The organism is Pseudomonas citronellolis (assembly GCF_001586155.1).
Taxonomy (GTDB): domain Bacteria; phylum Pseudomonadota; class Gammaproteobacteria; order Pseudomonadales; family Pseudomonadaceae; genus Pseudomonas; species Pseudomonas citronellolis.
The window spans coordinates 6,689,636-6,714,519 of sequence record NZ_CP014158.1 but is presented as its reverse complement, the minus strand read 5'-3'; the positions used below and the strand labels follow the sequence as shown (position 1 = coordinate 6,714,519).

The following is a 24,884-nucleotide window of genomic DNA, read 5'->3' as shown; positions in this document are numbered from 1 at the left end:
CCCCACCGCCCCAGGAGAAACAACAATGACTCTGCGCAAGTTCGCAGGGCTAGGAGCCCTTTTGTCCCTCGCAATGCCTGGCCTGGCCATGGCGGACGAAGCTGCGGCCCCGGTCCTGAACAGTGGCGACACCGCCTGGATGCTGATTTCCAGCGCCCTGGTGCTGATGATGACCATCCCCGGCCTGGCCCTGTTCTACGGCGGCATGGTGCGCGCCAAGAACGTCCTGTCGATCATGATGCAGTGCTTCGCCATCACCGCGCTGATCAGCATCCTGTGGGTCGTCTACGGCTACAGCCTGGCCTTCGACACCGTCGGCATGGAGAAGGGCGTGATCAACTTCGCCTCCTTCGTCGGCGGCTTCGACAAGGCCTTCCTCAGCGGCCTGACCAGCACCGGCCTGACCTCCGCCGCGGCGCTGTTCCCGGAAAGCGTCTTCGTGATGTTCCAGATGACCTTCGCGATCATCACCCCGGCGCTGATCGTCGGCGCCTTCGCCGAGCGCATGAAGTTCTCCGCGCTGCTGATCTTCACCGGCCTGTGGTTCACCCTGGTCTACGCTCCCATCGCGCACATGGTCTGGAGCGGCGACGGCGGCCTGCTGTGGGACTGGGGCGTGCTGGACTTCGCCGGCGGCACCGTGGTGCACATCAACGCCGGTGTGGCCGGCCTGGTGGCCTGCCTGGTGATGGGCAAGCGCAAGGGCTACCCGACCGCCGCCATGGCCCCGCACAACCTGGGCTACACCCTGGTCGGCGCGGCCCTGCTGTGGATCGGCTGGTTCGGCTTCAACGCCGGTTCCGCCGCCGCCGCCAACGGCACCGCCGGCATGGCCATGCTGGTGACCCAGATCGCCACCGCCGCCGCGGCCCTGGGCTGGATGTTCGCCGAGTGGATCACCCACGGCAAGCCGAGCGCCCTGGGCATCGCTTCGGGCGTGGTCGCCGGCCTCGTGGCCGTCACCCCGGCCGCCGGCACCTGCGGCCCGATGGGCGCCATCATCCTCGGCCTGGCCGCCGGCGTGATCTGCTTCTTCGCCGCCACCACCCTCAAGCGCGCCATCGGCTACGACGACTCCCTGGACGCCTTCGGCGTGCATGCCGTCGGCGGCATCGTCGGCGCCCTGCTGACCGGCGTGTTCGCAGCGCCGGCCCTGGGTGGCTTCGGCACCGTCACCGACATCGGCGCCCAGCTGTTCATCCAGTTCAAGGGCGTGGCCTTCACCATCGTCTACACCGGGATCGTCAGCTTCGTGATCCTCAAGGTGCTGGACCTGGTCATCGGCCTGCGCGTCACCGAAGAAGAAGAAACCGTGGGCCTGGACCTGGCCCTGCACAACGAGCGCGGCTACAACCTGTAAGGTTCGCGCGAGTTCGACGAAGGGCGCCTACGGGCGCCCTTTGTTTTTTTCTGCGCTTCGCTAGAATGCGCCCGCATCGGTAGCCAATCGGAGGCCTCGCCATGTGGCAGCAGACCCTGATCACCCTGCGCCCGCGGTCGCGCGGTTTCCACCTGGTCACCGACGAGGTGCTGGCGGCATTGCCGGACCTGGCGCGCTGCCGGGTCGGCCTGCTGCACCTGCTGTTGCAGCACACCTCGGCGTCACTGACGCTGAACGAGAATGCCGACCCCTCGGTACGGCGGGACTTCGAGCGATTCTTCAATCGCCTGGTGCCGCAGGACGAGGGTGGCTACGAGCACGATTACGAAGGGTCGGACGACTTGCCCGCGCACTTCAAGGCCAGCCTGCTGGGCTGCCAGCTGACCCTGCCGGTCAGTGCCGGGCGCCTGGCGCTGGGCACCTGGCAGGGCATCTACCTGGGCGAACACCGCGATCACGGCGGGCCGCGCAAGGTGCTGGCGACCCTGCAGGGCGAGGCTCTGTGAATTTTTTCCGGCAGCGTTCGTCAAAGCGCGCGGCTGGGCTATAACTAACCTGCTTTGCAGCACCACGAGGTTGAGCGATGAGCGACGAAGAACTTGAACAAGACGAGCTGGAAGGTGCCGACGAGGACGACGGCGAAGAGCTGGCCGCGGCTGACGATGGCGACGCCGATGGCGAAGCCGACGAGGCCCCGGTTTCCTCTGGTGGCGGCAAGAAAGCCAAGGCAGCCGTAGAGGAAGAGGAACTGCCCTCGGTGGAGGCCAAGCAGAAGGAGCGCGACGCCCTGGCCAGGGCCATGGAAGAGTTCCTCTCCCGTGGCGGCAAGGTCCAGGAGATCGAGCCCAACGTGGTCGCCGATCCGCCGAAGAAGCCGGACAGCAAATACGGCAGCCGCCCCATCTAAGGGCGACGTCGTGAAAAGGCCCGCCCTCCCCGGAAGGGGAGCGGCGGGCTTTTTCTTTGTGACGGCCCGTGGGCGCAGTGCTCTTCGTAGGATGGGTTGAGCCTTGCGAAACCCATGCGGTCGGGGTGATGGGTATCGCTTCGCTCAACGCCATCCTACGGGTCTTGTGTTTGCCGGAGGGCGTAGGAGCGGACCTTGTCCGCGATAGCCGGAGGTATCGGCGCGGATCGCGGATGAGATCCGCTCCTACGCTGCCCCAGCCGCGCCGCTCCCCTGTAGGAGCGCGCCCAACGATGAACCATCGGCGCTCCCACGAGGAGCGTTTCGATTACAGCCGCGCCAGCACCCCGGGCAGCTCCGCGAGGCTGTGGATGATCGCGCTGGGCGCTTCCTCGCCCTCCCAGGCCTTGCGCGCCGGGTTGAACCAGATGGCCCGCAGGCCGGCGCGGCGAGCGCCGGCGATGTCGTCGCTGGGGTGGTCGCCGATGTGCACCGCCTGCTGCGGCTCAACGCCGGCGCGCTTGAGCGCTTCCTGGAAGGGTTTCGGGTCGGGCTTGCCGATGCCCAGCTCCTCGGCACACAGGGCGAACTGGAAGTAGTCGGCCAGGCCCAGGCGGCGCACGTCGGCGTTGCCGTTGGTGAGCACGCCGAGGATGAAGCGGTTGGCCAGGGTCTCCAGGGTCGGGTGCACCTCGGGGAACAGGCTGACCTGGTGGCGCGCATGGAGGAAGACCTGGAAGCCGGCTTCGGCCAGGTCCGCCGCTTCCGCCTGTGGATAACCGGCGTCGAGCAGGGCGTGCAGGAGGATGCGCCGGCGCAGCTCGCTCAGGCGGTGTCTGAGCATTGGGTCCTGCTGCATCAGCCGCGCGCGGATCGCCCACAGGTGCTCGATGGGCACCGGGCCCAGTTGCGCGGCGTTCGCCGCCAGCCATTCGCGCAGGGTGGCCTCGGCGCTGTTCATCACCGGGGCGACGTCCCAGAGGGTGTCGTCGAGGTCGAAGGTGACCAGCCGGATGTTCATTCCTCGGCTCCTGTATCGGTATCGCGTTTGACGCGCCTGGCCCGCGGGTGGGCGTTGTCGTAGACCTTGGCCAGATGCTGGAAGTCCAGGTGGGTGTAGATCTGCGTGGTGGCGATGTCGGCATGGCCGAGCAGCTCCTGCACCGCGCGCAGGTCCTGGGAGGATTCCAGGATATGGCTGGCGAAGGAATGCCGCAGCATGTGCGGGTGCAGGTGCTGGCCGAGTTCGCGCACGCCGGCCTGACGCACCCGCAGCTGCACGGCGCGCGGCGTCAGGCGCTTGCCGCTGTGGCCGACGAACAGCGCGCGGTCGGCCGGGCGGACCATCTCGCGCAGCGGCAGCCAGTCCTCGATGGCCTTGCGCGCGGCGCGCCCCACCGGCAGTTCGCGGACCTTGTTGCCCTTGCCGAGCACCCGCACCAGCCCGGCGGACAGGTCCAGGCCGTCGAGGTCCAGGCCGACCAGCTCGGACAGGCGCAGGCCGGAGGAATAGAACAGCTCCAGCATGGCCTGGTCGCGGCAGGCGATGAAGTCGTCCTCCAGGGCGCCGTCGAGCAGTTGCCCGGCGCGGTCGGCGTCGAGGGTGCGCGGCAGCTTGCGCGCGGCCTTGGGCGCGGCCAGGCCGTCGGCGGGGTTGTGCCGGCAGCGGCCCTCGCGGATCAGGTACTGGTAGAGCCCGCGCACCGCCGAGAGCAGCCGCGCCAGGCTGCGGCTGGCCAGGCCCTGGGCGTGCAGGCGGGCGACCTGCGCGCGCAGCTCGCGCACCTGCAGGTCGGCCCAGTCGGCGATGCCGTTCTTCTCGCACAGCGCGACGACCTTGAGCAGGTCGCGCCGGTAGCCGGCGAGGGTATGCGCGGACACCTGGCGCTCGCTGCGCAGGTGTTCGAGGAAGGCATCGAGGTCGGCTACAAGCTTCAAGCTTCAAGCTCCAAGTGAAAAGCCCGGCTTCCACCGCGTTGCCTTGCTTGCGGCTTGCAACTCGAGGCTTGCCGCTACCTGGCTAGCGTACCGACCGCAGCGGCGTGGAGAAGCGCGGCAGGACGCGGGCCAGGACCTCGGCCACGTAGCCGAGGAACAGGGTGCCGAGGGAGCTCTTGTAGTGCTGCGGGTCCGGGCTGCCGATGGCGAGCACGCCGTGCAGGCCCTGGAAGGTCAGCGAGACCACTGCCGCCGAGCCGACGCCGTCGCGTTCGGTTTCGCCGAACAGGAAGGCCAGCTCATGGGGGCGCAGCACGCCGCATACGGTCTTGCCGCCGGAAAGCAGCCCGCCGATGGCCTGGTGCGCCTCGGCGCTGCTCACCGAGCGGCCCACCGGCAGGTTGTTGTCGCTGAACAGGATCAGGCTGACGTAGGGCACCTGGAACTCGTGGCGCAGGCTGTCTTCCACGGTGCTGACCACGTCCTCCAGGCTGGTGGCGTCGAGCAGGTCGAGCACCAGGCGGCGGGTCTTGTCGAACAGCCGGTCGTTGTCGCGGGCCACGTCCATCAGCTGTGCCAGGCGATGGCGCATCTCGATGTTGCGCTCGCGCAGCAGGCGCACCTGGCGTTCCACCAGCGAGACGGCGTTGCCGCTCTCGTGGGGGATGCGCATCTCCGGGATCAGCTCGTCGTGCTCGACGAAGAATTCGGGATGCTCGCGCAGGTACTCGGCGACCTGTTCGGCATCCAGCGGCGGGCGGTGTTCCGGGCTGTTCTCGGTCATGGGCGTCTCGGCTTGGCGTCTCGGGTTACAGGCGGACCTGGCCTTCGTACACCCGCACGGCGGGCCCGGTCATCATAACCGGCTGGCCGGGGCCTGCCCACTCGATGTTCAGGCGGCCGCCCGGCAGGTCGATCTGCACCGGCGAGCGCAGCCAGCCCTGGCGGATGCCGGCCACCGCGGCGGCGCAGGCGCCGGTGCCGCAGGCCAGGGTCTCGCCGACGCCGCGCTCCCACACGCGCAGGCGCGCATGGTTGGCGTCGAGTACCTGGAGGAAGCCGATGTTGGCCTTGGCCGGGAAGCGCGGGTGCACTTCCAGCTTCGGGCCGAGGGTGCGCACCGGGGCGCTGTCGACGTCGTCCACCCGCAGCACGCCATGGGGGTTGCCCATGGAGACGGCGGCCAGCTCGACGGTCTGCCCGTCGACTTCCACGGCGTAGCTGGTGGCTTCGGCGTCGGCGACGAAGGGCACCTGTTCCGGCGCCAGGCGCGGCGCGCCCATGTCCACGGTGACCTGGCCGTCGTTGGCGACGCTGAGCTCGATGATGCCGCCCTTGGTCTCGACGCGGATGGTCTTCTTCATGGTCAGGCGCTTGTCCAGCACGAAGCGGGCGAAGCAGCGCGCGCCGTTGCCGCACTGTTCCACTTCGCTGCCGTCGGCGTTGAAGATGCGGTAGCGGAAGTCGACCTCGGGGCTACCCGGCGGCTCGACGATCAGCAACTGGTCGAAGCCGACGCCGGTGTTGCGGTCGCCCCAGCTCTTGACGTGGCGGGGCAGCACGTGGGCGTGCTGGCTGACCAGGTCGAGGACCATGAAGTCATTGCCCAGCCCGTGCATCTTGGTGAAGCGCAGTAGCATGGTTTCGGCCTCACTCCGGCAGCAGGCTTTCGCCGGCGTAAAGCTCCTGGACGGTCTCGCGGCGGCGCACCTCGAAGGCCCGCTCGCCATCCACCAGCACCTCGGCGGCGCGGCCGCGGGTGTTGTAGTTGGAACTCATGACGAAACCATAGGCGCCGGCCGAGCGGATCGCCAGCAGGTCGCCTTCTTCCAGGGCCAGCTCGCGGCCCTTGGCGAGGAAGTCGCCGGTCTCGCAGATGGGGCCGACCAGGTCGTAGGTACGTTTCTGGCCCGCGCGCGCGACGACCGGGGTGACCTCCATCCAGGCCTGGTACAGCGCCGGGCGGATCAGGTCGTTCATCGCCGCGTCGATGATGGCGAAGTCCTTGTGCGCGGTGTGCTTGAGGTACTCCACGCGGGTCAGCAGCAGGCCGGCGTTGGCCACGATGTAGCGGCCCGGCTCGAACACCAGGGTCAGCTGGCGGCTGCCCAGGCGCTCGCGGATGGCGCGGATGTAGTCGCTGGCCGGCGGCGGGGTTTCGTCGCGGTAGCGCACGCCGAGGCCGCCGCCCAGGTCCAGGTGGCGGATCAGGATGCCGCGCGCGGCCAGGCGGTCGACCAGCGCCAGCAGGCGGTCGAGGGCGTCGAGGAAGGGCTCCAGCTGGGTCAGCTGCGAGCCGATGTGGCAGTCCACGCCTTTCACTTCCAGGTTCGGCAGCTCGGCGGCGCGGGCGTAGATGGCCTCGGCCTCGTCGATGTCGATGCCGAACTTGTTCTCTTTCAGCCCGGTGGAGATGTAGGGGTGGGTCTGGGCGTCCACGTCCGGGTTCACCCGCAGCGACACGGGGGCCTTCACGCCCAGTTCCGCAGCCACTTCCTGCAGGCGTTCCAGCTCCACGGCGGATTCGACGTTGAAGCAGTGCACGCCCACTTGCAGGGCGCGGCGCATGTCGTCGCGGCTCTTGCCGACGCCGGAGAACACCACCTTGGCCGGGTCGCCGCCGGCGGCCAGCACGCGTTCCAGCTCGCCGCGCGAGACGATGTCGAAGCCCGAGCCCAGGCGCGCCAGGACATTCAGCACGGCCAGGTTGGAGTTGGCCTTGACCGCGAAGCAGACCAAGTGCGGCAGGCCCTGCAGGGCATCGGTATAGGAGCGGAACTGCTGCTCGATGTGAGCGCGCGAGTAGACGTAGGTGGGCGTGCCGAAGCGCTCGGCCAGCGCCGACAACGCCACACCTTCCGCGAACAGTTGCCCGTCACGGACGTTGAATGCCTCCATGTGCTGCTCCCTTACAGACCGTAGCGGTCCTTGCTGTGCTTGCTTTGGGCTTGCTGGTCGTCCGGCAGGTACAGCGGGCCTTTCTGGCCGCAGCCGGCGAGCGCGGCGCTGAGCACGGCGAGCGCGACGAAGGGAAGAAGCAGTCGCTTCATGGCGGAATCCTTGTGATCAAAGCGTAATTGGACCGGAGTATACCGGCCCCCCGGCGCCTTGCCTATGCAAGCGGACTCCCGCCCGGCGGGGCTTCCAAAGGGGCTGGCGGGGGCCGCTCGCAGCAACGCGGTTTGCGATCAGCCCCCGCCAGCCCCTAGGATCTGACAGAAAAAACGGAGGATCCATGCAAGCCCCCGTCCCACTCGCCGGTTCCATTTCCATCGCCTACGTGCAGGGCCTGGTGGACCACCTCGAGCGTCGCGGCGTCGCGCCGCAACGGCTACTGGCCGGTGTCCAGCTCGAGCCGTCGATCCTCGACCAGCGCGAGGCGCGCATCGCCGCCAGCGTCTATGTCGACCTGCTGGAACTGGGCCTGGCGCTGAGCGGCGACGCCGACCTCGGCCTGCACCTGGGCGAGGCCGTGCGCCCCGGCCACTTCGGCGTGCTCGGCTACCTGCTGATGAGCTGCGCGACCCTCGGCGACGCCCTGCACCGCCAGGCGCGCTACGCCGAGCTGGTGGGCAGCCTGGGCCGCGTCGAGCTGGCCGACGAGCCGCCGCGCGCCGGCCACGAGCCGCTGGTGCGGCACAGCTGGGAGCCTTTGCTGCCACGCCAGCAGCGCCAACTGGCGGAAGAGACCCTGGCCTGCTGGCTGCGCTTCGGCCACTGGATCAGCGGCCTGGAGCAGGCGCCGCTGGAAGTGCGCTTCCGCCACCCGGCGCCGGCCGATACCACCGAGCACCGGCGCATCTTCCGCTGCCCGGTGCTGTTCGGCCAGGCGGACAACGCCCTGGTCTTCCCCCGGCGCCTGCTGGCGCTGCCCCTGGGCCAGGCCGACAGCCAGATCCAGCGCACCCTCGACGCCTATGCCGGGCGCCTGCTGGAGAGCATCCGCCGCGGCGAGGGCGTACTCGAACGGGCCCGCCAGTGCCTGGCCGAGCGCCTGCCGGAGCAGGCCGTGGACCTGGAGGCCCTGGCCGGCGAGCTGGCCCTGAGCCCGCGTACCCTGCAGCGCCGCCTGCGCGACAGCGGCCTGTCGTTCAGCCGCCTGGTGGACGAGACGCGCCAGCAACTGGTGCTGCACCACCTGCGCGACCCGGCGCTGGAGCTGGCCGACGTCGCCAGCCTGGTCGGCTTCAGCGAGACCGGCTCGCTGGCGCGGGCCTTCCGCCGCTGGACGGGGCAGAGTCTCGGGCAATACCGGCGTACACTGCAGCCTTTGGCAGATTCCTGAGGACAATGCATGAGCAGCATGAGCGAAGCCCGTTTCCACGACCTCGTCGACGAGGTGCAGGCCACGGTGGAAGACGCCTTCGATGACAGTGACCTGGACGTGGACCTGGAGAATTCCGGCGGCGTGCTGACCGTGCGCTTCGAGAACGGCAGCCAGCTGATCCTCAGCCGCCAGCCGGCGCTGCGCCAGCTGTGGGTGGCGGCGCGTTCCGGCGGTTTCCACTTCGACTACGACGAGTCCGGCAGCCTGTGGCTGAGCGACAGCACCCGCGAGCCGCTGGGCGCGCTGCTCAACCGGGCGACCCTCGAGCAGGCGGGCGAGGATGTCGAGTTCCCCGGCCTCTGAGGCGCCGGTCTCCTCGCCCTGCTGCCGGCGCTGCTGCCTGGACGAGGGTGACGTCTGCCTGGGCTGCGGGCGCAGCCTGGCGGAGATTCTCGAATGGAACGAGGCCGACGGCATGCGCCGGCGGCAGATAGTCGAGGCCGCCCTGGCACGCCGCAAGCCGCTGTGGCCGGGCCCCTGACCGGGTGGTCTTGCTTATTCGCGGTACTGTGTTAGTGTCCGCTGAAAACCCCGCCTTGGGCGGGGTTTTTCTTTTTTCGATCCACTGCCAAGGAGTCTGCCGGCCATCATGACCACCGCACCGTCCATCACCGTTACCCGTCTCGACCTGCAACGTCTGGAGCGCCTGCTCGACAGCCTGGAAGAGTACGGCCCCGCCGCCGAAGCGCTGGAAGCCGAGCTGTCCCGCGCCAACGTGGTCGGCCACGACGAGGTGCCGCCGGGCGTGGTGACCATGAACTCCACCGTGCGCTGCCGCGAGGAAAGCAGCGGCAAGGAGTACCTGCTGACCCTGGTCTACCCGGAGGACGCCGGCGGCGAAGGCAAGGTGTCCATCCTCGCGCCGGTGGGCACCGCGCTGCTGGGCCTGACCGTCGGCCAGAGCATCGACTGGCCGGCCCCGGGCGGCAAGACCCTCAAGCTGAGCCTGCTGGACATCACCTATCAACCAGAGGCCGCCGGCGACTACAACCGCTGAGCGTCCGTCACGATCTGCTGCGCACCGCCCGGGCCGGGCCTTAGGCCTCGGCCAGGGCCTGGTTCAGCGCGCTTTCCAGGCGCTGCTTGTAGCGCAGGTAATGGATGCTCTGCAGCGCCGACTCGGCGGCCACCGCCGACAGGTCCAGGTCGGTGATGTAGCAGGGGTAGCGCTCCTGCCCGCGGCGCTGGGCGAGGATGTGCCGGGCCACGGCCTGGAACAGCCCGGCGCCGTACTCCAGTTCGGAAAACTCGCGGTGGTTGCAGTACAGGGTGATGCGCGAACGCTGCCCCGCCCCCGGCTCGACGATCGCCTGGACGTTGTAGTAGGGCCGCTCCTGTGCGCTGGGCGGCGCCTGGCGGCGTTCCACCCGGCGAGCCCGTCCGCGGCCGGCCGGTAGCAATTCGTAATAAATGATTTCCTGCACCGGCTGCGCCTCGCCCAGCGGCAGCTGCGCGCTGCGCCGGTAGAGCATGGCCTGGAGGAAGCGCTGCAGCGGCACCAGCAGCGTCTGCTCGTCGTCGCAGGCCTGGCGGCCGTGCCACAGGGAGTTGCGTTCGTCCAGCAGGTAGAGCGTGGCCTGGCCTTCGTCCAGGCGGTAGAACACCTGCAGGCAGCCGGGGCGGCCGAGCGGCAGCAGCAGCGCCAGGTCCTCGCCTTCCAGGGCGTGGCGGTCCAGGTGCAGCGGGCTGTAGGCGCCCTGGCGTTCGCCCAGGTGTTCGAGCAGGGCCGGCAGGTCGGCCAGGCTCTGGTGGCTGACCTGGCCCGGCTGCAGGCGCAGCAGGTGGTACTGCTGGCGGATCTGCAGCAGGTAGCGCCCGCCGTTGCCGCTGGCCAGCTGGGCGTAGGCGTCCTGGAACAGTTCCTCGACGCGCTGGGCAATGGCCGCCGCGCGGTTGCGGCAGAAGCAGCGCACCAGCAGGCGCGGCGGCGCGGCGTCGGCGGGCAGGGCGTTGAGATAGTCGCGCAGGCAGTCGAGCAGCGCGCCGGGGCCGGCGTAGCGGCTGACCAGCAGTTCGTTCCAGCTGTTCAGGGTGACCTGGTCGAGGCTCAGCACCAGGTTGTCGCGCATGCCGGAGTAGCCCAGCGAGTCGGTGCGCCCGCTGGTCATGTGCAGGTTGGCCTGGCTGTGCTGGCGCAGCGGGTCGAGGCCGACGTTCACCAGGATCAGCACGCTGGCCGGGGCGCTGGGGCGCAGCAGGGCACTTTCGGCCACTTCTTCCAGGGGCATGGGCATGGCCTGCTGCAGGCCGAGCAGCAGGTTGCCCAGTTCGTGTTCGCTCAGGTCGCTGTCGCCGGGCTGCAGCGACAACCGGGTGCCGCCATCGATCACGCCGTTGCGGTGGCTCCAGGCCAGCAGCTCGATCAGCTCGCGGGCGCGCTTGAGCGGCGCGTAGTCGGCCAGCTCGGCGCCGGTCAGGTTGCCCGGGAACAGCGCCCAGGAACCGCCCTCGGCGGCGTTGCCGGCGGGCAGGCGGGCGAGGGTGAGGAGGTCTTCGCCTAGGTCCGGGGCGATGCCCGGGTTGATGTGCTCGACCTTGCCGGCCTTGCGTTCGAAGGCGGCGTACAGGCGCCGGCCGAGCACGCCCAGGTCGCGCGGGTCGATGTCGCTGGCGGCCTGCTGCTGGCGGGCGAAGCGCGAGAGGAAGCGGTAGCTGTAGGTCAGCTCGTTGACCAGGGCGCGGCGCTCCAGGGTAACCTGGCGCACCTTCCACTGGCTGCGCGCGTCGAGCAGGCCGAGCACGCGCCCGTCCCAGCCCCAGGCCGCGGTCAGGCGCTCCATCAGCAGGCGCTGCCAGCTCTTGCGGCCCTGCTGCGGGCGGCGGCTGAGCTTCTTGCCGACCTTCAGGTACAGGCAGCGGCGCACCAGCTCCAGGCGCTCCTGCTCGCCGCGCGCGATCAGGTATTCCTCCAGGCGCCGGTAAAGCAGGATGTACGGGTCCAGCTCGTCCAGTTCCAGGCGCCCGGCGTAGACCTCGGCCTTGAAGCGCAGGGCCAGGCAGGCGACCTGCGGGTGCTCGCTGGCGTAGACCTCGCTGAGCAGCAGCTTGAGCACCGCCTTGTAGGGCGAGGTGATGCCCTTGAACAGCTGCCACATGCCCGAGCCGACGAACTCGCCGGGCGGGATGTGCGCCAGGTGGCCGAGGTCGAGGACTTCCTCGTGGCGGATGAAGCGCTTGCTCAGCAGTTGCTCGACGTAGTCGCGATAGCGGCCTTCCTCGTATTCCGGCACCAGCCACCACAGCGGCGTGCGCCCGCCGAGCCAGATGGCGGTGCGGTAGAACTCGTCGAGCAGCAGGTAGTGCTGGCTGGTGCCGCAGTCGTCGGAGGTCAGCCGGGCGTTGCGCGCGCCGCTGACGAAGCCGCGCGGGTCGATGAGGAAGCAGTGCACCTCGGCGCCCTGGCCCGCGGCCCAGCGCTCCAGCAGCTCGCACTTGCGCTGCAGCTCGGCCACCGCGCCGGGCGCGAGCCCCGGGGCGTGGCAGACCCACAGGTCGAGGTCGCTCCGCTCCTCCTGGGCCACCGTGCCCAGGCTGCCCATCAGGAACAGCCCGTGGATCGGCAGGTCGGCCTCGCCGCGGCGCGGCTTGTAGCTGAACGAGCGGGTCAGGCGCTGGGCCTCGGCCAGCAGCTCGTCGTCGGGGACGAAGCCGCACAGCCCCGCCGGGGTGGCGCCGGAGACGTAGCCGGGGAGCAGCGGGTGGTTGACGTCCAGCAGCAGCGGCAGCAGGCGCAGCACCAGTTGCTGGCGGCTCGACAGCGCGGCCGTGGCGCGCTCCAGGCGCCCCTGGTTGATCGCCAGGAAGCGCTTGCGCAGGCGCGCCAGGACCTTGCGGTCGATGCCGTCGTCGATGTCCGGACGAATCTCGTGGGTGAAGGTCATGGCCTGCCGCGGTCAGCTATCGGGCGGTCATGGCTGAGTGCCATTACCGCATGGACTGCACTGTATATCGACCGCGGCGGGGCTGTCCTTAAGGAAATGGGGCGGGCCGCCGATGGATGGCGGCCGCGGGGTTCAGGGCTTGAGGATGTTGAGCAGCACCTGGGCGTGTTCGGCGGCGTCCAGCCCCAGGCTGGTCAGGTAGCCGCCGTCGGGCTGGTCGATCAGGCCCTTGGCGTGCAACCGCCCGGCCGCTGCGACGGCCGTCGGGGCCGCGTCATGGTGGATCTTCAGGCCTGCCTGGGTGTTCTCGAGATCGAACAGGGCAAGCAATTCCAGTTCCGCTACCAGCTCTTGGGTGAAGGCCATGGCGACTCCTCGGTGGCGATGTTGCGCCAGTTTAGCCACAGCCACCCCGCGCTCGGCAAGCTCATTCCTCGCCGGGCAGCTGCGGCAATGCGCGCAGGGCCTGCTCGTACCAGGCGCCATCGAAGGCGCGGTCCTCGGCGAGCATCGCCTGGATCTCGTGGGCCAGCACCATGGCCATCATTTCCAGGGCTTCCTCGCGCTCGTAGCCGACCAGGGTCAGCTTGTTGAGCACCGCGCGGGCCGCCGCCGGCTCGCCGCTTTCGATCTGGTTCTCGATGGCCTGGATCAGGGTTTCTGCCGCGAAGGATTCTTCGCCGTCGTCGATGTCGCTCATGCCGGGTGGCTCCGTGCGGGCTTGTGCAGCCGGGGGAAGTTGTCCAACCTGCGCAGACCTGGATGGCCGCAGAAGGACGCGGATGCGACATGATCACCTATTACACCCTCGACGGCGACCGCTTGCAGCGCCACACCGGCGAAGTCGGCGCGGCCATGCCGGCGGGCACGCTGTGGATCGACCTGCTGCACCCCACGGAAGAGGAGGAGCGCCTGCTGGAGTCCTTCATCGAAGTGGACGTGCCGACCCGCGAGGAAATGGCCGAGATCGAGGATTCCTCGCGCTTCTACGAGAGCAAGGGCGCGCTGTACATGACCACCTCGGTGGTCAGCGGCATCCGCGAGCACCGGCCGAACACCGCCGAGGTCACCTGCGTGCTCACCCCGCAGTGGCTGGTGACGGTGCGCTACGCCGACGTGCTGTCGTTCCGCACCTTCGAGACGCGGGTGCAGCGCAGCGGCTGCAAGGGCGCCAGCGACCTGCTGTTCGTCAACCTGATGGATGCGGTGGTGGACCGCATCGCCGACGTGCTGGAGTCGGTGCAGGGCCAGCTGGACACGCTGTCGCGGGACATCTTCACCGACCACGGCGAACTGCCCCGCTCCCGCGTGCCCAAGACCGACCTGCAGCAGATCGTCAAGCAGCTGGGGCGCACCAACTCGCTACTGTCCAAGCTCAACGAGAGCCTGCTCAGCGTCAGCCGGCCGCTGGCCTACTTCCGCCAGAGCGGCAACGGCAACGCCTGGATCAGCGAGGAAGCGCGCCTGGGCATGAAGTCGGTGGAGCGCGACGTGCGTTCGCTGGGCGAGTACCAGTCGAAGATGTCCGGCGAGATCACCTTCCTGCTCGACGCCACCCTGGGCCTGATCAACATCGAGCAGAACAGCATCATCAAGGTGTTCTCCATCGCCGCCGTGCTGTTCCTGCCGCCGACCCTGGTGGGCACCGTGTACGGCATGAACTTCCAGCACATGCCGGAGCTGGCCTGGGCCAGCGGCTACCCGCTGGCGCTGGTGGCCATGGTGGTCTCGGCGATCATCCCCTACCTCTGGTTCAAGTTCCGCGGCTGGCTGTAGCGCCGCCGGGGCGCGCGGCCTTGATATCGATCAAGATCGCCGCACCCGGCGGCTAGCAGAGTGGGGGAATCGCTCGCCCGAGCCCCCATGTCTCACAGGAGGAGACCATGCCGCAGCCCGATGCCAAGAACCCGCCCGTCCTCGCTGCCCTGGAGGCCCCGACGCCGACCCGCGGCGGCGAGGAAATCCGCGCCCAGAGCCACGGCCCCGTCGCCCTGACCGTGGCCATGGCGCCGCGCGGCAGCAACGAGGATTCCGGCTCCGCCGGCCTGCCTTCGTCCTACCCCTACCGCAAACGCCTGCAGCGCAAGGAATACGAGGCGCTCAAGGCGCAGCTGCAGGTGGAGCTGCTGAAGGTGCAGAGCTGGGTGAAGGAAACCGGGCAGCGCATCGTGGTGCTCTTCGAGGGCCGCGACGCCGCCGGCAAGGGCGGCACCATCAAGCGCTTCATGGAGCACCTGAACCCGCGTGGCGCGCGAGTGGTCGCCCTGGAGAAGCCCAGCGACGCGGAAAGCGGCCAGTGGTACTTCCAGCGCTACGTCCAGCACCTGCCCACCGCGGGCGAAATGGTCTTCTTCGACCGCTCCTGGTACAACCGCGCTGGCGTCGAACGGGTGATGGGCTTCTGCACGCCGCGCCAGTACCTGGAGTTCATGCAGCAGACCCCGGAACTGGAGCGCATGCTGGTGCGCAACGGTATCCAGCTGTTCAAGTACTGGTTCTCGGTCAGCCGCGAGGAGCAGCTGCGGCGCTTCGTGTCGCGCCGCGACGACCCGCTCAAGCACTGGAAGCTGTCGCCCATCGACATCCAGTCGCTGGACCGCTGGGACGACTACACCCAGGCCAAGGAGGCGATGTTCTTCCACACCGACACCGCCGACGCGCCCTGGGTGGTGGTCAAGTCCGACGACAAGAAGCGCGCGCGGCTGAACTGCCTGCGCCACTTCCTGCACACGCTGGACTACCCCGGCAAGGACCTGGCCATCGCCCACGCCCCCGACCCGCTGCTGGTGGGGCGGGCGGACCAGCTGGACCGCGACGAGCTGGCGCGCCCGCATGCCACACCGCCGCTGCCGCGCCAGGTCGAGGCCAGCGAGAGCGCACCGGCGGCCTGAAGGGCCGCCGGGCCCGCCTCACTGCGCCTGGCTGAGCTGCATGAGCTGGCCGGCCAGCTCGCGGGCGTGGCGTTCGACGATGATCGGCGCCCAGGGCCGGCCGGAGGCGCTGACCAGGGCGTTGCTCTTGCTGTTCATGTCGCCCAGGGCGGTTTCCAGGTAGTTCCAGCGCATCTGCAGCTTGCCGCTCGCCGCGCCCGGCGGCAGGCGCGAGAGGCTGCGGCTGATCAGCGGCAGCAGCGTCTTCTCGTCCTGGCCGAGGTAGCTCTGCGGCGCCTCGCGGGCGATCTCCAGCACGCCCAGGTAGGAACGCGCCAGGTACTGCACGGAAAGGTATTCGATGCGCACCGGCACCTGCCACAGCGGCAGCTCGTCGGCCGCGGAAGGCGGCACGAAGCGCTCGACCTGGCCGAGGAAGTCGCGCAGGGCGCGGCTCAGGTCCGGCAGGTAGGTCCAGGGCAGGTCCTCTTCCTTGGGGCCGTAGGTGGTGCCGGCCTGGATCTGCGCGAGCAGCGCCTGGTGGGCCTTGCGCAGGCCGTCGTCGGCCTTGGCGTAGCTTTTCACCGCCGCGTCCAGGGCGGCCAGGTCGGCCTTCAGCTGGTTGGCGTGGTTCTCCTGGAAGCCTTCGCCGCGCAACAGCATCAGGCTGCCCAGGGCCCGGCAGGCGTCGACCTGCATGGCCTGCAGCTGTTGCTCGTCGCTGGGCAGGTTGGCCCGGGCGGGCAGGGCGAGGAGGGTGAGAATACCGACGAACAGGTACTGCAGGAGGTATTTGCGGTTCATGGCGGGAGTTTCCCTGTTGTTCTTGTTGGCCGCCTGGCCACGCCTTGGCGGGCGTGGGTGGTTTCGCGAACGGCGCCGGCCTTGCCTGGCCGGCCGGTTACCTGCGAGGGGTCACCGTACCGGGGCGCGCTCCCCCTGGCGCCCCGCCCGATGCTCCGGGCCAGCAAAGGCTAGCGCCTGCGCCGGCCGTTGCAACCGATCGAAAGAGTGATTCGCCGACGCCATCATGCTTCCTCGCCCGCGGCCAGGCGCAGGCCGTGGGCGTCGAGAATCTCGATGCCGGCGTAGCTCAGGCGCAGCACGCCGCGGGCTTCCAGCTCCTTGAGCAGGTGGTTGGTGGTCTGCCGCGACAGCCCGAGCATGGCCGCCAGCTGTTCCTGGGGCAGGTGCAGCTCGCGCTGGCTGGCCTGCGCCTCGCCGTAGCTGGCGGCCAGCATCAGCAGGCGCCGCGCCAGGCGCTGGGCGGCCGGCAGCAGGGCCTGTTCCTCCAGCACGGTGAAGGCCAGGCGCAGCTTGTGGCTCATCAGCAGGGCGAAGTCGCGCCAGTACTGCGGCTTTTCGGCGAGTAGCGCGTGCAGCGCCGGCAGCGGCACCTGCAGCAGGGTGGTGGGGCCTTCGGCGTAGGCGTCGTGGGTGCGCGGCTGGCCGTCGAACAGGCAGATCTCGCCGAACCAGTTGGGCGCCTCCACCAGGGCCAGCAGCGCTTCCTTGCCGCTGGCGCCCACCGCGCCGACGCGCATCCTGCCTTCGACCACGCAATACAGCCCGCAGGGGGCGTCGCCGCGGGCGAACAGGCGCTGCCCGGCGGGCAGGCGGCGGACGATGGCGGCCTGGCCGAGGGCTTCGCGCAGTTCGGCGGGCAGGTGCTGGAACCAGCGGCCGGAGGCGATGCGTTGCAGGCAGTCGGCGGTGTCGGGCATGGGCTTTGTCGGCTAGTTGACAGAGTGGTACGGCAGTCCAAGCCATGATGCCAGTACCTTGCCCGAGAACGACAGAACAATGAAAACACTCGTCGACCACCTGGCGCAGTACGCGGCCTACCACCGCGACCGCCGCAACATCCTCAGCCACTTCATTGGCATCCCGATGATCGTCCTGTCCATCGCCGTGCTGCTGTCGCGCCCGGGTCTTGAGGTCGGCGGCCTGCTGCTGGCCCCGGCGAGCCTGCTGGCGCTGGCCGCGCTGGCGTTCTACCTGCGCCTGGACCTGCGCTTCGGCGCGCTCATGGGCGTGCTCCTGGCGCTGTCGCTGTGGGCCGGCGCGGTGCTCGCCGCGGGTTCCACCGCCAGTTGGCTGGCCTGGGGCATCGGCCTGTTCGTAGTGGGCTGGGTGATCCAGTTCGTCGGCCACTGGTACGAGGGGCGCAAGCCGGCCTTCGTCGACGACCTGGTGGGGCTGGTGGTCGGCCCGCTGTTCGTCGCCGCCGAGGCGGCCTTCCTGCTCGGCCTGCGCGACGAGGTGCGCCGCGCCGTGGAAGAGCGCGCCGGGCCGACCTGCATCCGCGAGCGCAAGGCGGCTGCCTGATCTCCCCTAGCCCGCGCCGGTGAGCCGGCGCAGGATTTCCGCGCTGCGCGCATCGGCGGGGAAGAAGGTTTCCAGCGCCAGTTCCGAGAGCGTCACGTCCACCGGCGTGCCGAACACCGTGATGGTGCCGATCAGGCTGAGCACGCCCAGCTCGGTGTTCAGTTGCACCGGTATCAGCACCATGTCGCCGCTGGCCTGCTCTTCGTGGGGCGGCGCCGGGTAGAGCGCGAGTTCGTCGCGCAGGGCCTGCAACTGCGGGTCGCCGCTGGCGTCGATGTCCCGCTGCAGGCGCGCCATCACGTGCGCCTTCCATGGCCCCAGGTTGAGAATGTTCGGCGCCAGGCCGCGCGGGTGCAGGCTCATGCGCAGCACGTTGCAGGGCGCGGCGAGCAGCTCGGGGGCCACGCCGATGAGGAAGACGCTCACCGCGTGGTTGGAGGCCAGCAGGTTCCAGTGGCGGTCCACCACCATCGCCGGGTTCGGTTCGTGGGCCTTGAGCAACTGGTCGATGGCCTGCCGCGCCACGGTCAGCGCCGGGTCGTCCAGCGCCCGCTCGGAATACACAGGCGCGTAGCCGGCGGCGCCGAGCAGGCGGTTGCGCTCGCGCAGCGGGATGTCCAGCTGTTCGGCCAGGTGCAGGAGCATCTCGCGGCTGGGCAGGGCGCGGCCGGTCTCGACGAAGCTCAGGTGGCGCGTGGAGATGTCCGCGTCGCAGGCCAGGTCGAGCTGGCTGAGGCGGCGGCGCTGGCGCCATTGGCGCAGCAGGGCGCCGACGGGGAGGGTTTGGCTGTCCATGGGAACGAACGATAGACCGCCGTCCGGGGCCCGGCCATTACCTGGCAGGTAATCGACGCTGTGCCCGCCGCGGCGGATTCTTCGGCCAGGCGCCGCGGACCGGCGGCGCTTCGTTCAGGAGGATTCGCCATGACTCTGCTGCAACCGTCCCCGCTGCTCCGCCGTTCCCTGCAACTCGACGCCCTCGCCGGCGGCGCCACCGGCCTGCTGCTGGCGCTGGCCGCCAATCCGCTGAGCGGCCTGTTCGGCTTGCCGGTGGTACTGCTGATGGTGGCCGGCATCCTGCTGCTGCCCCTCGCCCTGGTGCTGGCCTGGATGGCCAATTGCGAGGTGCTGCCGCGCGCCGGCGTCTGGGCGGTGATCGCCGTCAACCTGCTGTGGGTGGTGGAAAGCCTGGGCCTGCTGGCCAGCGGCTGGGTGCAGCCGACCGTGCTGGGCTGCGCCTTCGTGATCGGCCAGGCGCTGGTGGTCGGGGTGTTGGCCGAGCTTGAGTTCTTCGGCCTGCGCCGCTCCGCCGCGCTGCATACCCTGTGAGGCGCGAGGGGCGGCCTTGCGGGGCCGCCCTTCGCTTCAGGCCAGCGCCTCGCGGACGAAGTCCAGGCGGTCCTGGCCGAAGAACATCTCCTCGCCGACGAACAGGGTCGGCGCGCCGAACATGCCGCGCTTGATGGCCGCCTCGGTGTTGGCCTTGAGCGCGTCCTTCACTTCCTGCTCCGCCGCCAGCGCCAGCAGCGCCTGCGGATCGAAGCCGGCCTCGGCCAGCAGCGGGCCCAGCACCGCCGCGTCGCCCAGGTTCAGGGCGTCCACCCACATGCCCTTGAACACGCAGGCCAGCAGCGCCTCGAAGCGTTCCGGCTGGCGCAGCTGCACGCCGGTGGCGGCGCGCATCAGCAGCAGTGTGTTGATCGGGAAGTGCGGGTTCATCTTCAGCGGCACGCCGTAGCGGCGGGCGAAGCGCTGCATGTCGATCAGGGTGTAGCGGCCCTTGGCCGGGACGGCGATGGGCGAGACGTTGCCGGTGGCCTGGAACACCCCGCCCAGCAGCACCGGGCGGTAGACCAGCTCGGCGCCGGCCGCGGCGCAGATGCCCGGCAGCTGGGTGTAGGCCAGGTAGGAGGTGGGGCTGCCGAAGTCGAAGTAGAACTCGACGCTTTTGCTCATGGGTGATCCCTCTTTGTTGTCGTTGTGGATTACCAGCGTTCCATCCAGGGCCGCAGGTCCAGCTCGAAGGTCCAGGCGTCGCGCGGCTGGCTGTGCAGGTACCAGTAGTTGTCGGCGATGTGCTCGGGGTCGAGGATGCCGTCCTGGTCTTTCTGCGCGTACTTCTCCGGGAAGTTGTCGCGGATGAACTCGGTGTCGATGGCGCCATCCACCACCACGTGGGCCACGTGCAGGCCCATGGGGCCCAGCTCGCGGGCCATGCTCTGGGCCAGGGCGCGGATGCCGTGCTTGGCCCCGGCGAAGGCGGCGAACCCGGCGGCGCCGCGCAGGCCGGCGGTGGCGCCGGTGAACAGCAGGGTGCCACGCTGGCGCGCGACCATGCGCCGGGCCACCGCCTGGCCGGTGAGGAAGCCGGAGAAGCAGGCCATTTCCCAGATCTTGAAGTACTTGCGCGCGGTCTCGTCGAGGATGCTGCAGGGCACGTTGGCGCCGATGTTGAAGACGAAGGCTTCGATGGGGCCGATGTCGCGCTCGATGGTCTCCACCAGTTCCGCCACCTGCTCCTCCTTGCGCGCGTCCGAGGCGAAGCCGTGGGCCTCGCCGCCCTCGGCGCGGATGGCGTCGACCAGCGGTTGCAGCTTGTCCGCCGAGCGGCGGGTGACGCAGGCGACGTAGCCCTCGCGGGCGAAGCGGCGGGCGATGGCGCCGCCGGTGGCGTCCCCGGCGCCGATCACCAGCACCACTTTCTTCTCGTTGGGGGAGGCAGCGCTCATGTTCGTTTCCTCTGTTCGTTATGGGTAAACGATCGTTTGGTAAACGAACGTTATGTTATGCTTCCGGCAGCCGTCAAGCCGTTTCCGGAGCCCACGCCATGCGCTACTCAGCCAGCCACAAGGAAGAAACCCGCCAGCGCCTGCTGGAGAGCAGCGGCGCCATCGCCAAGCGCGAAGGCTTCGCCAGCGTCGGCGTGGACGCGCTGATGAAGGCGGTGGGGCTGAGCGGCGGGGCCTTCTACAACCACTTTCCGTCCAAGGATGCGTTGTTCGCCGCCATCGTCGAACGCGAGCTGACGCGCAGCGCCGAGCGCCTGGGCAAGGCCGGCGACAGCCACGGCCGCGAGCGCCTGGAGCGCTGCCTGCAGCGTTACCTGACGCTGGCCCACGTGCAGAACGTCGACGGCGGTTGCGCCATTCCCGCCCTGGGCGCGGACATCGCCCGCGCCGACGAGCAGGTGCGCGGCACGGTGGAGGCGGCGATGCTCGGGCTGCAGCAGGCCTGGGCGGAGGAGTTGGGGAATGCGGAGGATGCCTGGGCGATGCTCAGTCAGTGCGTCGGGGCGTTGTTGCTGGCGCGGATGACGGCCAGCGAGGAGACGCAACGGGCGATCATCGAGTCGAGTAAAGCGTTCCTGCTGCGGCGGTTGGAGGATGGGGTTTCTTCGTAGGAGCGAGCTTGCTCGCGAACGGTGCCTCCCGGAAACATCGGTACCAACCGGAACACCGCCCCTCTCCCCAGCCCTCTCCCTGAAGGGAGAGGGGGCTAGTCCGTGCCGGCGCGAAGGCCGTGCCTCATGGGGGTATCAGGCGTTATGCGTAGTGTCAGGGAGAGCCGAAATATCAGCACACGCCGAACGGCCCCCTCTCCCTTCAGGGAGAGGGCTGGGGAGAGGGAGCGGAGTCAATCCAAAGCACCGTAGCCAGAGGGAGGCACCATTCGCGAGCAAGCTCGCTCCTACGAAAAGCCCCTGAGCCCCAGGGCCTCAGAGCCCCCGCAGGGCCAGGTCCGCGCCAAGCAACAACAACCCCCCGAAGAAGCACCGGCGAAAGGCCGTCGGGCTGATGCGGTTGCGCAGCCACTGCCCCAGGTACATCCCCGCCAACGCCGGCAGCAGCGCCAGCAACGACACCCCCAATACCGAGGCATGCAACAGCGAGCCCTGCTGCCCGAGGGTGAGCGCCAGGGCCAGGGTGGAGATGGTGAAGGACAGCCCGAGGGCCTGCACCAGGTCGTCCTTCTCCAGGCCCAGCGCCTGCAGGTAAGGCACCGCGGGGATCACGAAGACGCCGGTGACCGCGGTGACGGCGCCGGTGGCCAGGCCGATCAGCGGCGACAGCCAGGCCTCGTGTGCCGGCGCCACCTGGAAGCGCTTCGCCGACAGCCCGAGCAGCGCGTAGAGGACCAGCGCCACGCCCAGCAGCGGCGTGGCCGCCGGCCAGTGCTCGCCGCCCAGCCACCAGCCCACGGCCAGGGTACCGGCGACGATGCCGGCGAGCATGCCCCACATCCGCCTGAGCAGCCCGAGGAAGCGCGGCCCGGCGGCCAGTTGCCAGACGTTGGTGACGGTGGAGGGCACCACCAGGATGGCCGCCGCCTGCATCGGCGGCATCAGCAGCCCGAGCAGGCCGACCGCCACCGTCGGCAGGCCGAGGCCGACCACGCCCTTGACCAGGCCGGCGAGGAGGAAGGTAAGGACGATCAGGTCCAGGTGCGCGGGCAGCGAGTCGAACATGGGCGGGCCTTGCCTTGGCGGTGGAGCGGGGCAGGATACCCGCAAACGAAGAACCCCGCCGCGGCGGGGTTCTTCTTCAACGGATGGCGACTCAGATATTGGCCACCTGCTGGTAGGCCTTGGGCTTGAAGTACAGCGTCTCGCCGCGGGCCAGGCCGACCAGGCTGTCGTGGTCCTTGACTACTTCGGCCTCGATCAGCTCGTCCTGGCCGTCCACCTTCAGCGTCACCCGGGTGATCGCGCCCAGCGGGCGGATGTCGCGGACTTCCGCCGCGCGGTGCGCTTCCACCGCCTGGCGCGACAGCGAGACCTCGTGCGGGCGGAACAGCAGGTGCTCGTCGTTGCCCAGGTGCAGGCGGTTGGAGTCGCCGAGGAAGTGGTAGACGAAGTCGCTGGCCGGGCTCTCGTAGACCTCGCCCGGCGAGCCGATCTGCTCGATCACGCCCTTGTTCATCACCACGATGCGGTCGGCGACTTCCATCGCCTCTTCCTGGTCGTGGGTGACGAACACGGAGGTGAGGTTGATCTCCTCGTGCAGGCGCGCCAGCCAGCGGCGCAGCTCCTTGCGCACCTTGGCGTCGAGGGCGCCGAAGGGCTCGTCCAGCAGCAGGATCTTCGGCTCCACCGCCAGGGCGCGGGCCAGGGCGATGCGCTGGCGCTGGCCGCCGGAGAGCTGTTCCGGGTAGCGGTCGGCGAGCCAGTCCAGCTGCACCATGTTCAGCAGCTCGTGGACCTTCTCGGCGATGCGCGCCTCGCTCGGGCGTTCCTTCTTGGCCTTCATGCGCAGGCCGAAGGCGACGTTGTCGAACACCGTCATGTGGCGGAACAGCGCGTAGTGCTGGAACACGAAGCCGACGTTGCGGTCGCGCACGTCGTGCTGCGAGACGTCCTCGCCGTGGAACACGATGTTGCCGGCGTCCGGCGTTTCCAGGCCGGCGATGATCCGCAGCAGGGTGGTCTTGCCGCAGCCGGAGGGGCCGAGCAGGGCCACCAGCTCGCCGCTGTGGATGTCCAGGTTGATGTCGTCGAGCGCCTTGAAGGCGTTGAAGTTCTTGCTGACGTTACGGATTTCGATACTCATGGCTTATTCCTCGTCAGCTTTGACTTTCAATCGGGACAGGCGCGACTCGCTCCACTGCTTGAGCAACAGGATGACCAGGGCCATCAGCAGCAGCAGGGTGGCGACGCTGAAAGCGGCGACGTGATTGTATTCGTTGTAGAGAATCTCGACGTGCAGCGGCAGGGTGTTGGTGACGCCGCGGATGTGCCCGGAAACCACCGACACCGCGCCGAACTCGCCCATCGCCCGCGCGGTGCACAGCACCACGCCGTAGATCAGGCCCCATTTGATGTTCGGCAGGGTCACGTGCCAGAACATCTGCCAGCCGTTGGCGCCGAGCAGGCGCGCGGCCTCTTCCTCCTGGGTGCCCTGTTCCTGCATCAGCGGGATCAGTTCGCGGGCGACGAAGGGGAAGGTGACGAAAATGGTGGCCAGGACGATGCCGGGCACGGCGAAGACGATCTGGATGTCGTGGTCGCTGAGCCACGGCCCGAAGTAGCCCTGGGCGCCGAACAGCAGCACGTAGATCAGGCCGGCGATCACCGGCGAGACCGAGAACGGCAGGTCGATCAGCGTCACCAGGATGCTCTTGCCGGGGAACTCGAACTTGGTCACGCACCAGGCGGCGGCCACGCCGAACACCAGGTTCAGCGGCACCGAGATGCCCACGGCGATCAGCGTGAGCTTCAGCGCGGCCAGGGCGTCGGGCTCGACGATGGCCTCGAGGAAGGTGCCGAAGCCCTGCTTCAGCGCCTCGCTCAGGACCACGAACAGCGGCATCAGCAGGAACAGGGCAAAGGCCAGCCAGGCCAGGCCGATGAGCGCCCGGCGGCCCCAGGGGTTGCCACGCCGGGCGGCGTTCGCCGCTTGTGCGGTGGAAAGCGTTACGGAACTCATGGCGCGCTCCTTACGGGGTCTCGATGCGGCGTTGCAGCAGGTTGATCAGCAGCAGCAGGACGAAGGCCACCACCAGCATCAGCACGCCGATGGCGGTGGCGCCGGTGTAGTCGTACTGGTCCAGCTTGACCATGATCAGCAACGGCAGGATCTCGGTCTTCATCGGCATGTTGCCGGCGATGAAGATCACCGAGCCGTACTCGCCGACGCCGCGGGCGAAGGCCAGGGCGAAGCCGGTCAGCCAGGCCGGCAGCAGCGCCGGCAGCAGCACGTGGCGGAACACCTGCAGCGGCTTGGCGCCCAGGCAGGCGGCGGCTTCCTCGACCTCGCGGGGGATGTCCGCCAGCACCGGCTGCACCGTGCGCACCACGAAGGGCAGGACCACGAAGGTCAGCGCCAGGGTGATGCCCAGCGGGGTGTAGGCGATCTTGAAGCCCAGCTCGGTGGCGAAGCGGCCGATCATGCCGTTGGGGGCGTAGAGCGCGGTCAGGGCGATGCCGGCCACGGCGGTGGGCAGGGCGAAGGGCAGGTCGATCATGGCGTCGATGACCTTGCGCCCGGGGAAGCGGTAGCGCACCAGCACCCAGGCCAGCAGGGTGCCGATCACGCCGTTGATCAGCGCGGCGATCAGCGCGGTGCCGAAGCTCAGCTTGAGCGCGGCGAACACGCGCGGGGCGGTGATGATGGTCCAGAACTGTTCCCAGGTGAGCTCGGTGGTCTTGAGGAACAGGGCCCCCAGCGGAATCAGCACCAACAGGCTGAGATACACCAGGGTGTAGCCCAGAGTCAGCCCGAAGCCGGGTATGACCGGGGAGATGCGTCGTGACATT

30 protein-coding genes are annotated in these 24,884 nt (G+C 69.2%); 12 read left to right on the top strand and 18 right to left on the bottom strand.

Features of this window, described 5'->3' with window-relative positions:
• Positions 1 to 25 precede the first annotated feature (25 nt).
• The 3 genes from PcP3B5_RS29305 (at position 26) to sutA (ending at position 2,288) form a co-directional block, all read left to right on the top strand.
• Positions 26 to 1,360: an ammonium transporter gene (locus PcP3B5_RS29305; protein WP_009614064.1), complete on the top strand. Its 1,335-nt coding sequence runs from the start codon at positions 26 to 28 to the stop codon at positions 1,358 to 1,360.
• A gap of 101 nt (positions 1,361 to 1,461) precedes the next feature.
• Positions 1,462 to 1,887 (top strand): secondary thiamine-phosphate synthase enzyme YjbQ, encoded by a 426-nt coding sequence (locus tag PcP3B5_RS29300; RefSeq protein ID WP_061563091.1) that lies wholly within the window; start codon positions 1,462 to 1,464, stop codon positions 1,885 to 1,887.
• 77 nt (positions 1,888 to 1,964) lie between these two features.
• Positions 1,965 to 2,288 carry a transcriptional regulator SutA gene (gene sutA, locus PcP3B5_RS29295; RefSeq protein ID WP_061563090.1) on the top strand — a complete coding sequence of 108 codons (324 nt, stop codon included), beginning with the start codon at positions 1,965 to 1,967 and terminating at the stop codon, positions 2,286 to 2,288.
• A gap of 328 nt (positions 2,289 to 2,616) precedes the next feature.
• Here sutA and PcP3B5_RS29290 read toward each other — a convergent pair whose 3' ends face one another.
• From PcP3B5_RS29290 to lptM, 6 genes are all read right to left on the bottom strand, one after another.
• The gene (locus PcP3B5_RS29290) at positions 2,617 to 3,309 is read right to left on the bottom strand and encodes an HAD family hydrolase (RefSeq protein WP_061563089.1); all 693 of its coding nucleotides are present in this window, start codon (positions 3,307 to 3,309) and stop codon (positions 2,617 to 2,619) included.
• Complete coding sequence (xerC, locus tag PcP3B5_RS29285) at positions 3,306 to 4,226, bottom strand: tyrosine recombinase XerC (protein ID WP_061563088.1); 921 nt, start codon at positions 4,224 to 4,226, stop codon at positions 3,306 to 3,308. Before xerC ends, PcP3B5_RS29290 begins: the two co-directional genes overlap by 4 nt.
• An 82-nt stretch (positions 4,227 to 4,308) precedes the next feature.
• Positions 4,309 to 5,010: a DUF484 family protein gene (locus PcP3B5_RS29280; RefSeq protein WP_009614058.1), complete on the bottom strand. Its 702-nt coding sequence runs from the start codon at positions 5,008 to 5,010 to the stop codon at positions 4,309 to 4,311.
• Between the two features lie 25 nt (positions 5,011 to 5,035).
• Entirely contained in the window at positions 5,036 to 5,866 is an 831-nt protein-coding gene (gene dapF / locus PcP3B5_RS29275) for a diaminopimelate epimerase (protein WP_061563087.1), read from the bottom strand.
• A 10-nt stretch (positions 5,867 to 5,876) separates the two neighbouring features.
• A complete protein-coding gene (gene lysA, locus PcP3B5_RS29270; RefSeq protein WP_043268170.1) occupies positions 5,877 to 7,124 on the bottom strand; it encodes a diaminopimelate decarboxylase in 1,248 nt (415 codons plus the stop codon).
• An 11-nt stretch (positions 7,125 to 7,135) separates the two neighbouring features.
• On the bottom strand, positions 7,136 to 7,276 hold the full coding sequence (gene lptM, locus PcP3B5_RS29265; protein ID WP_009614052.1) for an LPS translocon maturation chaperone LptM: 141 nt from the start codon (positions 7,274 to 7,276) through the stop codon (positions 7,136 to 7,138).
• 185 nt (positions 7,277 to 7,461) lie between these two features.
• Between lptM and PcP3B5_RS29260 the strand changes: the two genes are divergently transcribed.
• The 4 genes from PcP3B5_RS29260 to rnk all read left to right on the top strand — a co-directional run bounded on the left by PcP3B5_RS29260 (position 7,462) and on the right by rnk (position 9,550).
• Entirely contained in the window at positions 7,462 to 8,511 is a 1,050-nt protein-coding gene (locus PcP3B5_RS29260) for an AraC family transcriptional regulator (RefSeq protein ID WP_043315034.1), read from the top strand.
• 9 nt (positions 8,512 to 8,520) lie between these two features.
• A complete protein-coding gene (cyaY, locus tag PcP3B5_RS29255) occupies positions 8,521 to 8,856 on the top strand; it encodes an iron donor protein CyaY (RefSeq protein WP_061563086.1) in 336 nt (111 codons plus the stop codon).
• Complete coding sequence (locus PcP3B5_RS29250; RefSeq protein ID WP_061563085.1) at positions 8,834 to 9,034, top strand: DUF1289 domain-containing protein; 201 nt, start codon at positions 8,834 to 8,836, stop codon at positions 9,032 to 9,034. The genes cyaY and PcP3B5_RS29250 overlap by 23 nt, the downstream gene beginning before the upstream one ends.
• A gap of 108 nt (positions 9,035 to 9,142) precedes the next feature.
• On the top strand, positions 9,143 to 9,550 hold the full coding sequence (gene rnk, locus PcP3B5_RS29245; RefSeq protein WP_009614044.1) for a nucleoside diphosphate kinase regulator: 408 nt from the start codon (positions 9,143 to 9,145) through the stop codon (positions 9,548 to 9,550).
• Between the two features lie 40 nt (positions 9,551 to 9,590).
• Here the strand turns inward: rnk and PcP3B5_RS29240 are convergent, their stop codons facing one another.
• The 3 genes from PcP3B5_RS29240 to PcP3B5_RS29230 form a co-directional block, all read right to left on the bottom strand.
• Positions 9,591 to 12,434 carry a class I adenylate cyclase gene (locus PcP3B5_RS29240; protein ID WP_061563084.1) on the bottom strand — a complete coding sequence of 948 codons (2,844 nt, stop codon included), beginning with the start codon at positions 12,432 to 12,434 and terminating at the stop codon, positions 9,591 to 9,593.
• A gap of 132 nt (positions 12,435 to 12,566) precedes the next feature.
• Positions 12,567 to 12,800 (bottom strand): TIGR02647 family protein, encoded by a 234-nt coding sequence (locus PcP3B5_RS29235; RefSeq protein ID WP_043268180.1) that lies wholly within the window; start codon positions 12,798 to 12,800, stop codon positions 12,567 to 12,569.
• Between the two features lie 61 nt (positions 12,801 to 12,861).
• Positions 12,862 to 13,134, bottom strand: a complete 273-nt coding sequence (locus PcP3B5_RS29230) for a hypothetical protein (protein ID WP_009614038.1) — start codon at positions 13,132 to 13,134, stop codon at positions 12,862 to 12,864.
• A gap of 89 nt (positions 13,135 to 13,223) precedes the next feature.
• Between PcP3B5_RS29230 and PcP3B5_RS29225 the strand changes: the two genes are divergently transcribed.
• Both PcP3B5_RS29225 and ppk2 read left to right on the top strand, forming a co-directional pair.
• The gene (locus PcP3B5_RS29225) at positions 13,224 to 14,210 is read left to right on the top strand and encodes a magnesium transporter CorA family protein (RefSeq protein WP_043315036.1); all 987 of its coding nucleotides are present in this window, start codon (positions 13,224 to 13,226) and stop codon (positions 14,208 to 14,210) included.
• 227 nt (positions 14,211 to 14,437) lie between these two features.
• Positions 14,438 to 15,325 carry a polyphosphate kinase 2 gene (gene ppk2 / locus PcP3B5_RS29220; RefSeq protein ID WP_232244603.1) on the top strand — a complete coding sequence of 296 codons (888 nt, stop codon included), beginning with the start codon at positions 14,438 to 14,440 and terminating at the stop codon, positions 15,323 to 15,325.
• Between the two features lie 18 nt (positions 15,326 to 15,343).
• Here ppk2 and PcP3B5_RS29215 read toward each other — a convergent pair whose 3' ends face one another.
• Positions 15,344 to 16,108, bottom strand: a complete 765-nt coding sequence (locus tag PcP3B5_RS29215) for a hypothetical protein (RefSeq protein ID WP_061563083.1) — start codon at positions 16,106 to 16,108, stop codon at positions 15,344 to 15,346.
• 224 nt (positions 16,109 to 16,332) lie between these two features.
• Positions 16,333 to 17,028, bottom strand: coding sequence for a Crp/Fnr family transcriptional regulator (locus PcP3B5_RS29210; protein ID WP_043315039.1), 696 nt, complete (start codon positions 17,026 to 17,028; stop codon positions 16,333 to 16,335).
• A gap of 79 nt (positions 17,029 to 17,107) precedes the next feature.
• On the opposite strand from PcP3B5_RS29210, the gene PcP3B5_RS29205 reads away from it, so the two are divergent.
• On the top strand, positions 17,108 to 17,632 hold the full coding sequence (locus PcP3B5_RS29205; RefSeq protein WP_061563082.1) for an Mpo1 family 2-hydroxy fatty acid dioxygenase: 525 nt from the start codon (positions 17,108 to 17,110) through the stop codon (positions 17,630 to 17,632).
• A gap of 6 nt (positions 17,633 to 17,638) precedes the next feature.
• Here PcP3B5_RS29205 and PcP3B5_RS29200 read toward each other — a convergent pair whose 3' ends face one another.
• Positions 17,639 to 18,427 carry an MmyB family transcriptional regulator gene (locus tag PcP3B5_RS29200; protein WP_043268189.1) on the bottom strand — a complete coding sequence of 263 codons (789 nt, stop codon included), beginning with the start codon at positions 18,425 to 18,427 and terminating at the stop codon, positions 17,639 to 17,641.
• A gap of 129 nt (positions 18,428 to 18,556) precedes the next feature.
• Between PcP3B5_RS29200 and PcP3B5_RS29195 the strand changes: the two genes are divergently transcribed.
• Complete coding sequence (locus PcP3B5_RS29195; protein ID WP_061563081.1) at positions 18,557 to 18,961, top strand: hypothetical protein; 405 nt, start codon at positions 18,557 to 18,559, stop codon at positions 18,959 to 18,961.
• Positions 18,962 to 18,997: 36 nt separating this feature from the next.
• Here PcP3B5_RS29195 and PcP3B5_RS29190 read toward each other — a convergent pair whose 3' ends face one another.
• Both PcP3B5_RS29190 and PcP3B5_RS29185 read right to left on the bottom strand, forming a co-directional pair.
• The gene (locus PcP3B5_RS29190) at positions 18,998 to 19,588 is read right to left on the bottom strand and encodes a 2-hydroxychromene-2-carboxylate isomerase (RefSeq protein WP_061563080.1); all 591 of its coding nucleotides are present in this window, start codon (positions 19,586 to 19,588) and stop codon (positions 18,998 to 19,000) included.
• A 29-nt stretch (positions 19,589 to 19,617) separates the two neighbouring features.
• Complete coding sequence (locus PcP3B5_RS29185; protein ID WP_061563079.1) at positions 19,618 to 20,361, bottom strand: SDR family oxidoreductase; 744 nt, start codon at positions 20,359 to 20,361, stop codon at positions 19,618 to 19,620.
• 98 nt (positions 20,362 to 20,459) lie between these two features.
• Between PcP3B5_RS29185 and PcP3B5_RS29180 the strand changes: the two genes are divergently transcribed.
• Positions 20,460 to 21,032 (top strand): TetR/AcrR family transcriptional regulator, encoded by a 573-nt coding sequence (locus PcP3B5_RS29180; protein WP_009614024.1) that lies wholly within the window; start codon positions 20,460 to 20,462, stop codon positions 21,030 to 21,032.
• A 315-nt stretch (positions 21,033 to 21,347) separates the two neighbouring features.
• On the opposite strand, the gene PcP3B5_RS29175 is transcribed toward PcP3B5_RS29180, so the two are convergent.
• The 4 genes from PcP3B5_RS29175 to cysT all read right to left on the bottom strand — a co-directional run bounded on the left by PcP3B5_RS29175 (position 21,348) and on the right by cysT (position 24,883).
• Positions 21,348 to 22,097: a sulfite exporter TauE/SafE family protein gene (locus PcP3B5_RS29175; protein ID WP_043317417.1), complete on the bottom strand. Its 750-nt coding sequence runs from the start codon at positions 22,095 to 22,097 to the stop codon at positions 21,348 to 21,350.
• Between the two features lie 91 nt (positions 22,098 to 22,188).
• Positions 22,189 to 23,178 (bottom strand): sulfate/molybdate ABC transporter ATP-binding protein, encoded by a 990-nt coding sequence (locus PcP3B5_RS29170; RefSeq protein ID WP_061563078.1) that lies wholly within the window; start codon positions 23,176 to 23,178, stop codon positions 22,189 to 22,191.
• 3 nt (positions 23,179 to 23,181) lie between these two features.
• The gene (gene cysW / locus PcP3B5_RS29165) at positions 23,182 to 24,054 is read right to left on the bottom strand and encodes a sulfate ABC transporter permease subunit CysW (RefSeq protein ID WP_043317421.1); all 873 of its coding nucleotides are present in this window, start codon (positions 24,052 to 24,054) and stop codon (positions 23,182 to 23,184) included.
• A gap of 10 nt (positions 24,055 to 24,064) precedes the next feature.
• Entirely contained in the window at positions 24,065 to 24,883 is an 819-nt protein-coding gene (gene cysT / locus PcP3B5_RS29160; protein WP_043317422.1) for a sulfate ABC transporter permease subunit CysT, read from the bottom strand.
• Position 24,884 lies beyond the last annotated feature (1 nt).

Coding starts and splice junctions, on each gene's coding strand:
- PcP3B5_RS29305 (WP_009614064.1), top strand. CDS start 26: ATGACTCTGCGCAAGTTCGCAGGGCTAGGAGCCCTTTTGTCCCTCGCA.
- PcP3B5_RS29300 (WP_061563091.1), top strand. CDS start 1,462: ATGTGGCAGCAGACCCTGATCACCCTGCGCCCGCGGTCGCGCGGTTTC.
- sutA (WP_061563090.1), top strand. CDS start 1,965: ATGAGCGACGAAGAACTTGAACAAGACGAGCTGGAAGGTGCCGACGAG.
- PcP3B5_RS29290 (WP_061563089.1), bottom strand. CDS start 3,309: ATGAACATCCGGCTGGTCACCTTCGACCTCGACGACACCCTCTGGGAC.
- PcP3B5_RS29280 (WP_009614058.1), bottom strand. CDS start 5,010: ATGACCGAGAACAGCCCGGAACACCGCCCGCCGCTGGATGCCGAACAG.
- dapF (WP_061563087.1), bottom strand. CDS start 5,866: ATGCTACTGCGCTTCACCAAGATGCACGGGCTGGGCAATGACTTCATG.
- lysA (WP_043268170.1), bottom strand. CDS start 7,124: ATGGAGGCATTCAACGTCCGTGACGGGCAACTGTTCGCGGAAGGTGTG.
- lptM (WP_009614052.1), bottom strand. CDS start 7,276: ATGAAGCGACTGCTTCTTCCCTTCGTCGCGCTCGCCGTGCTCAGCGCC.
- PcP3B5_RS29260 (WP_043315034.1), top strand. CDS start 7,462: ATGCAAGCCCCCGTCCCACTCGCCGGTTCCATTTCCATCGCCTACGTG.
- cyaY (WP_061563086.1), top strand. CDS start 8,521: ATGAGCAGCATGAGCGAAGCCCGTTTCCACGACCTCGTCGACGAGGTG.
- PcP3B5_RS29250 (WP_061563085.1), top strand. CDS start 8,834: ATGTCGAGTTCCCCGGCCTCTGAGGCGCCGGTCTCCTCGCCCTGCTGC.
- rnk (WP_009614044.1), top strand. CDS start 9,143: ATGACCACCGCACCGTCCATCACCGTTACCCGTCTCGACCTGCAACGT.
- PcP3B5_RS29240 (WP_061563084.1), bottom strand. CDS start 12,434: ATGACCTTCACCCACGAGATTCGTCCGGACATCGACGACGGCATCGAC.
- PcP3B5_RS29235 (WP_043268180.1), bottom strand. CDS start 12,800: ATGGCCTTCACCCAAGAGCTGGTAGCGGAACTGGAATTGCTTGCCCTG.
- PcP3B5_RS29230 (WP_009614038.1), bottom strand. CDS start 13,134: ATGAGCGACATCGACGACGGCGAAGAATCCTTCGCGGCAGAAACCCTG.
- PcP3B5_RS29225 (WP_043315036.1), top strand. CDS start 13,224: ATGATCACCTATTACACCCTCGACGGCGACCGCTTGCAGCGCCACACC.
- ppk2 (WP_232244603.1), top strand. CDS start 14,438: ATGGCGCCGCGCGGCAGCAACGAGGATTCCGGCTCCGCCGGCCTGCCT.
- PcP3B5_RS29215 (WP_061563083.1), bottom strand. CDS start 16,108: ATGAACCGCAAATACCTCCTGCAGTACCTGTTCGTCGGTATTCTCACC.
- PcP3B5_RS29210 (WP_043315039.1), bottom strand. CDS start 17,028: ATGCCCGACACCGCCGACTGCCTGCAACGCATCGCCTCCGGCCGCTGG.
- PcP3B5_RS29205 (WP_061563082.1), top strand. CDS start 17,108: ATGAAAACACTCGTCGACCACCTGGCGCAGTACGCGGCCTACCACCGC.
- PcP3B5_RS29200 (WP_043268189.1), bottom strand. CDS start 18,427: ATGGACAGCCAAACCCTCCCCGTCGGCGCCCTGCTGCGCCAATGGCGC.
- PcP3B5_RS29195 (WP_061563081.1), top strand. CDS start 18,557: ATGACTCTGCTGCAACCGTCCCCGCTGCTCCGCCGTTCCCTGCAACTC.
- PcP3B5_RS29190 (WP_061563080.1), bottom strand. CDS start 19,588: ATGAGCAAAAGCGTCGAGTTCTACTTCGACTTCGGCAGCCCCACCTCC.
- PcP3B5_RS29185 (WP_061563079.1), bottom strand. CDS start 20,361: ATGAGCGCTGCCTCCCCCAACGAGAAGAAAGTGGTGCTGGTGATCGGC.
- PcP3B5_RS29180 (WP_009614024.1), top strand. CDS start 20,460: ATGCGCTACTCAGCCAGCCACAAGGAAGAAACCCGCCAGCGCCTGCTG.
- PcP3B5_RS29175 (WP_043317417.1), bottom strand. CDS start 22,097: ATGTTCGACTCGCTGCCCGCGCACCTGGACCTGATCGTCCTTACCTTC.
- PcP3B5_RS29170 (WP_061563078.1), bottom strand. CDS start 23,178: ATGAGTATCGAAATCCGTAACGTCAGCAAGAACTTCAACGCCTTCAAG.
- cysW (WP_043317421.1), bottom strand. CDS start 24,054: ATGAGTTCCGTAACGCTTTCCACCGCACAAGCGGCGAACGCCGCCCGG.
- cysT (WP_043317422.1), bottom strand. CDS start 24,883: ATGTCACGACGCATCTCCCCGGTCATACCCGGCTTCGGGCTGACTCTG.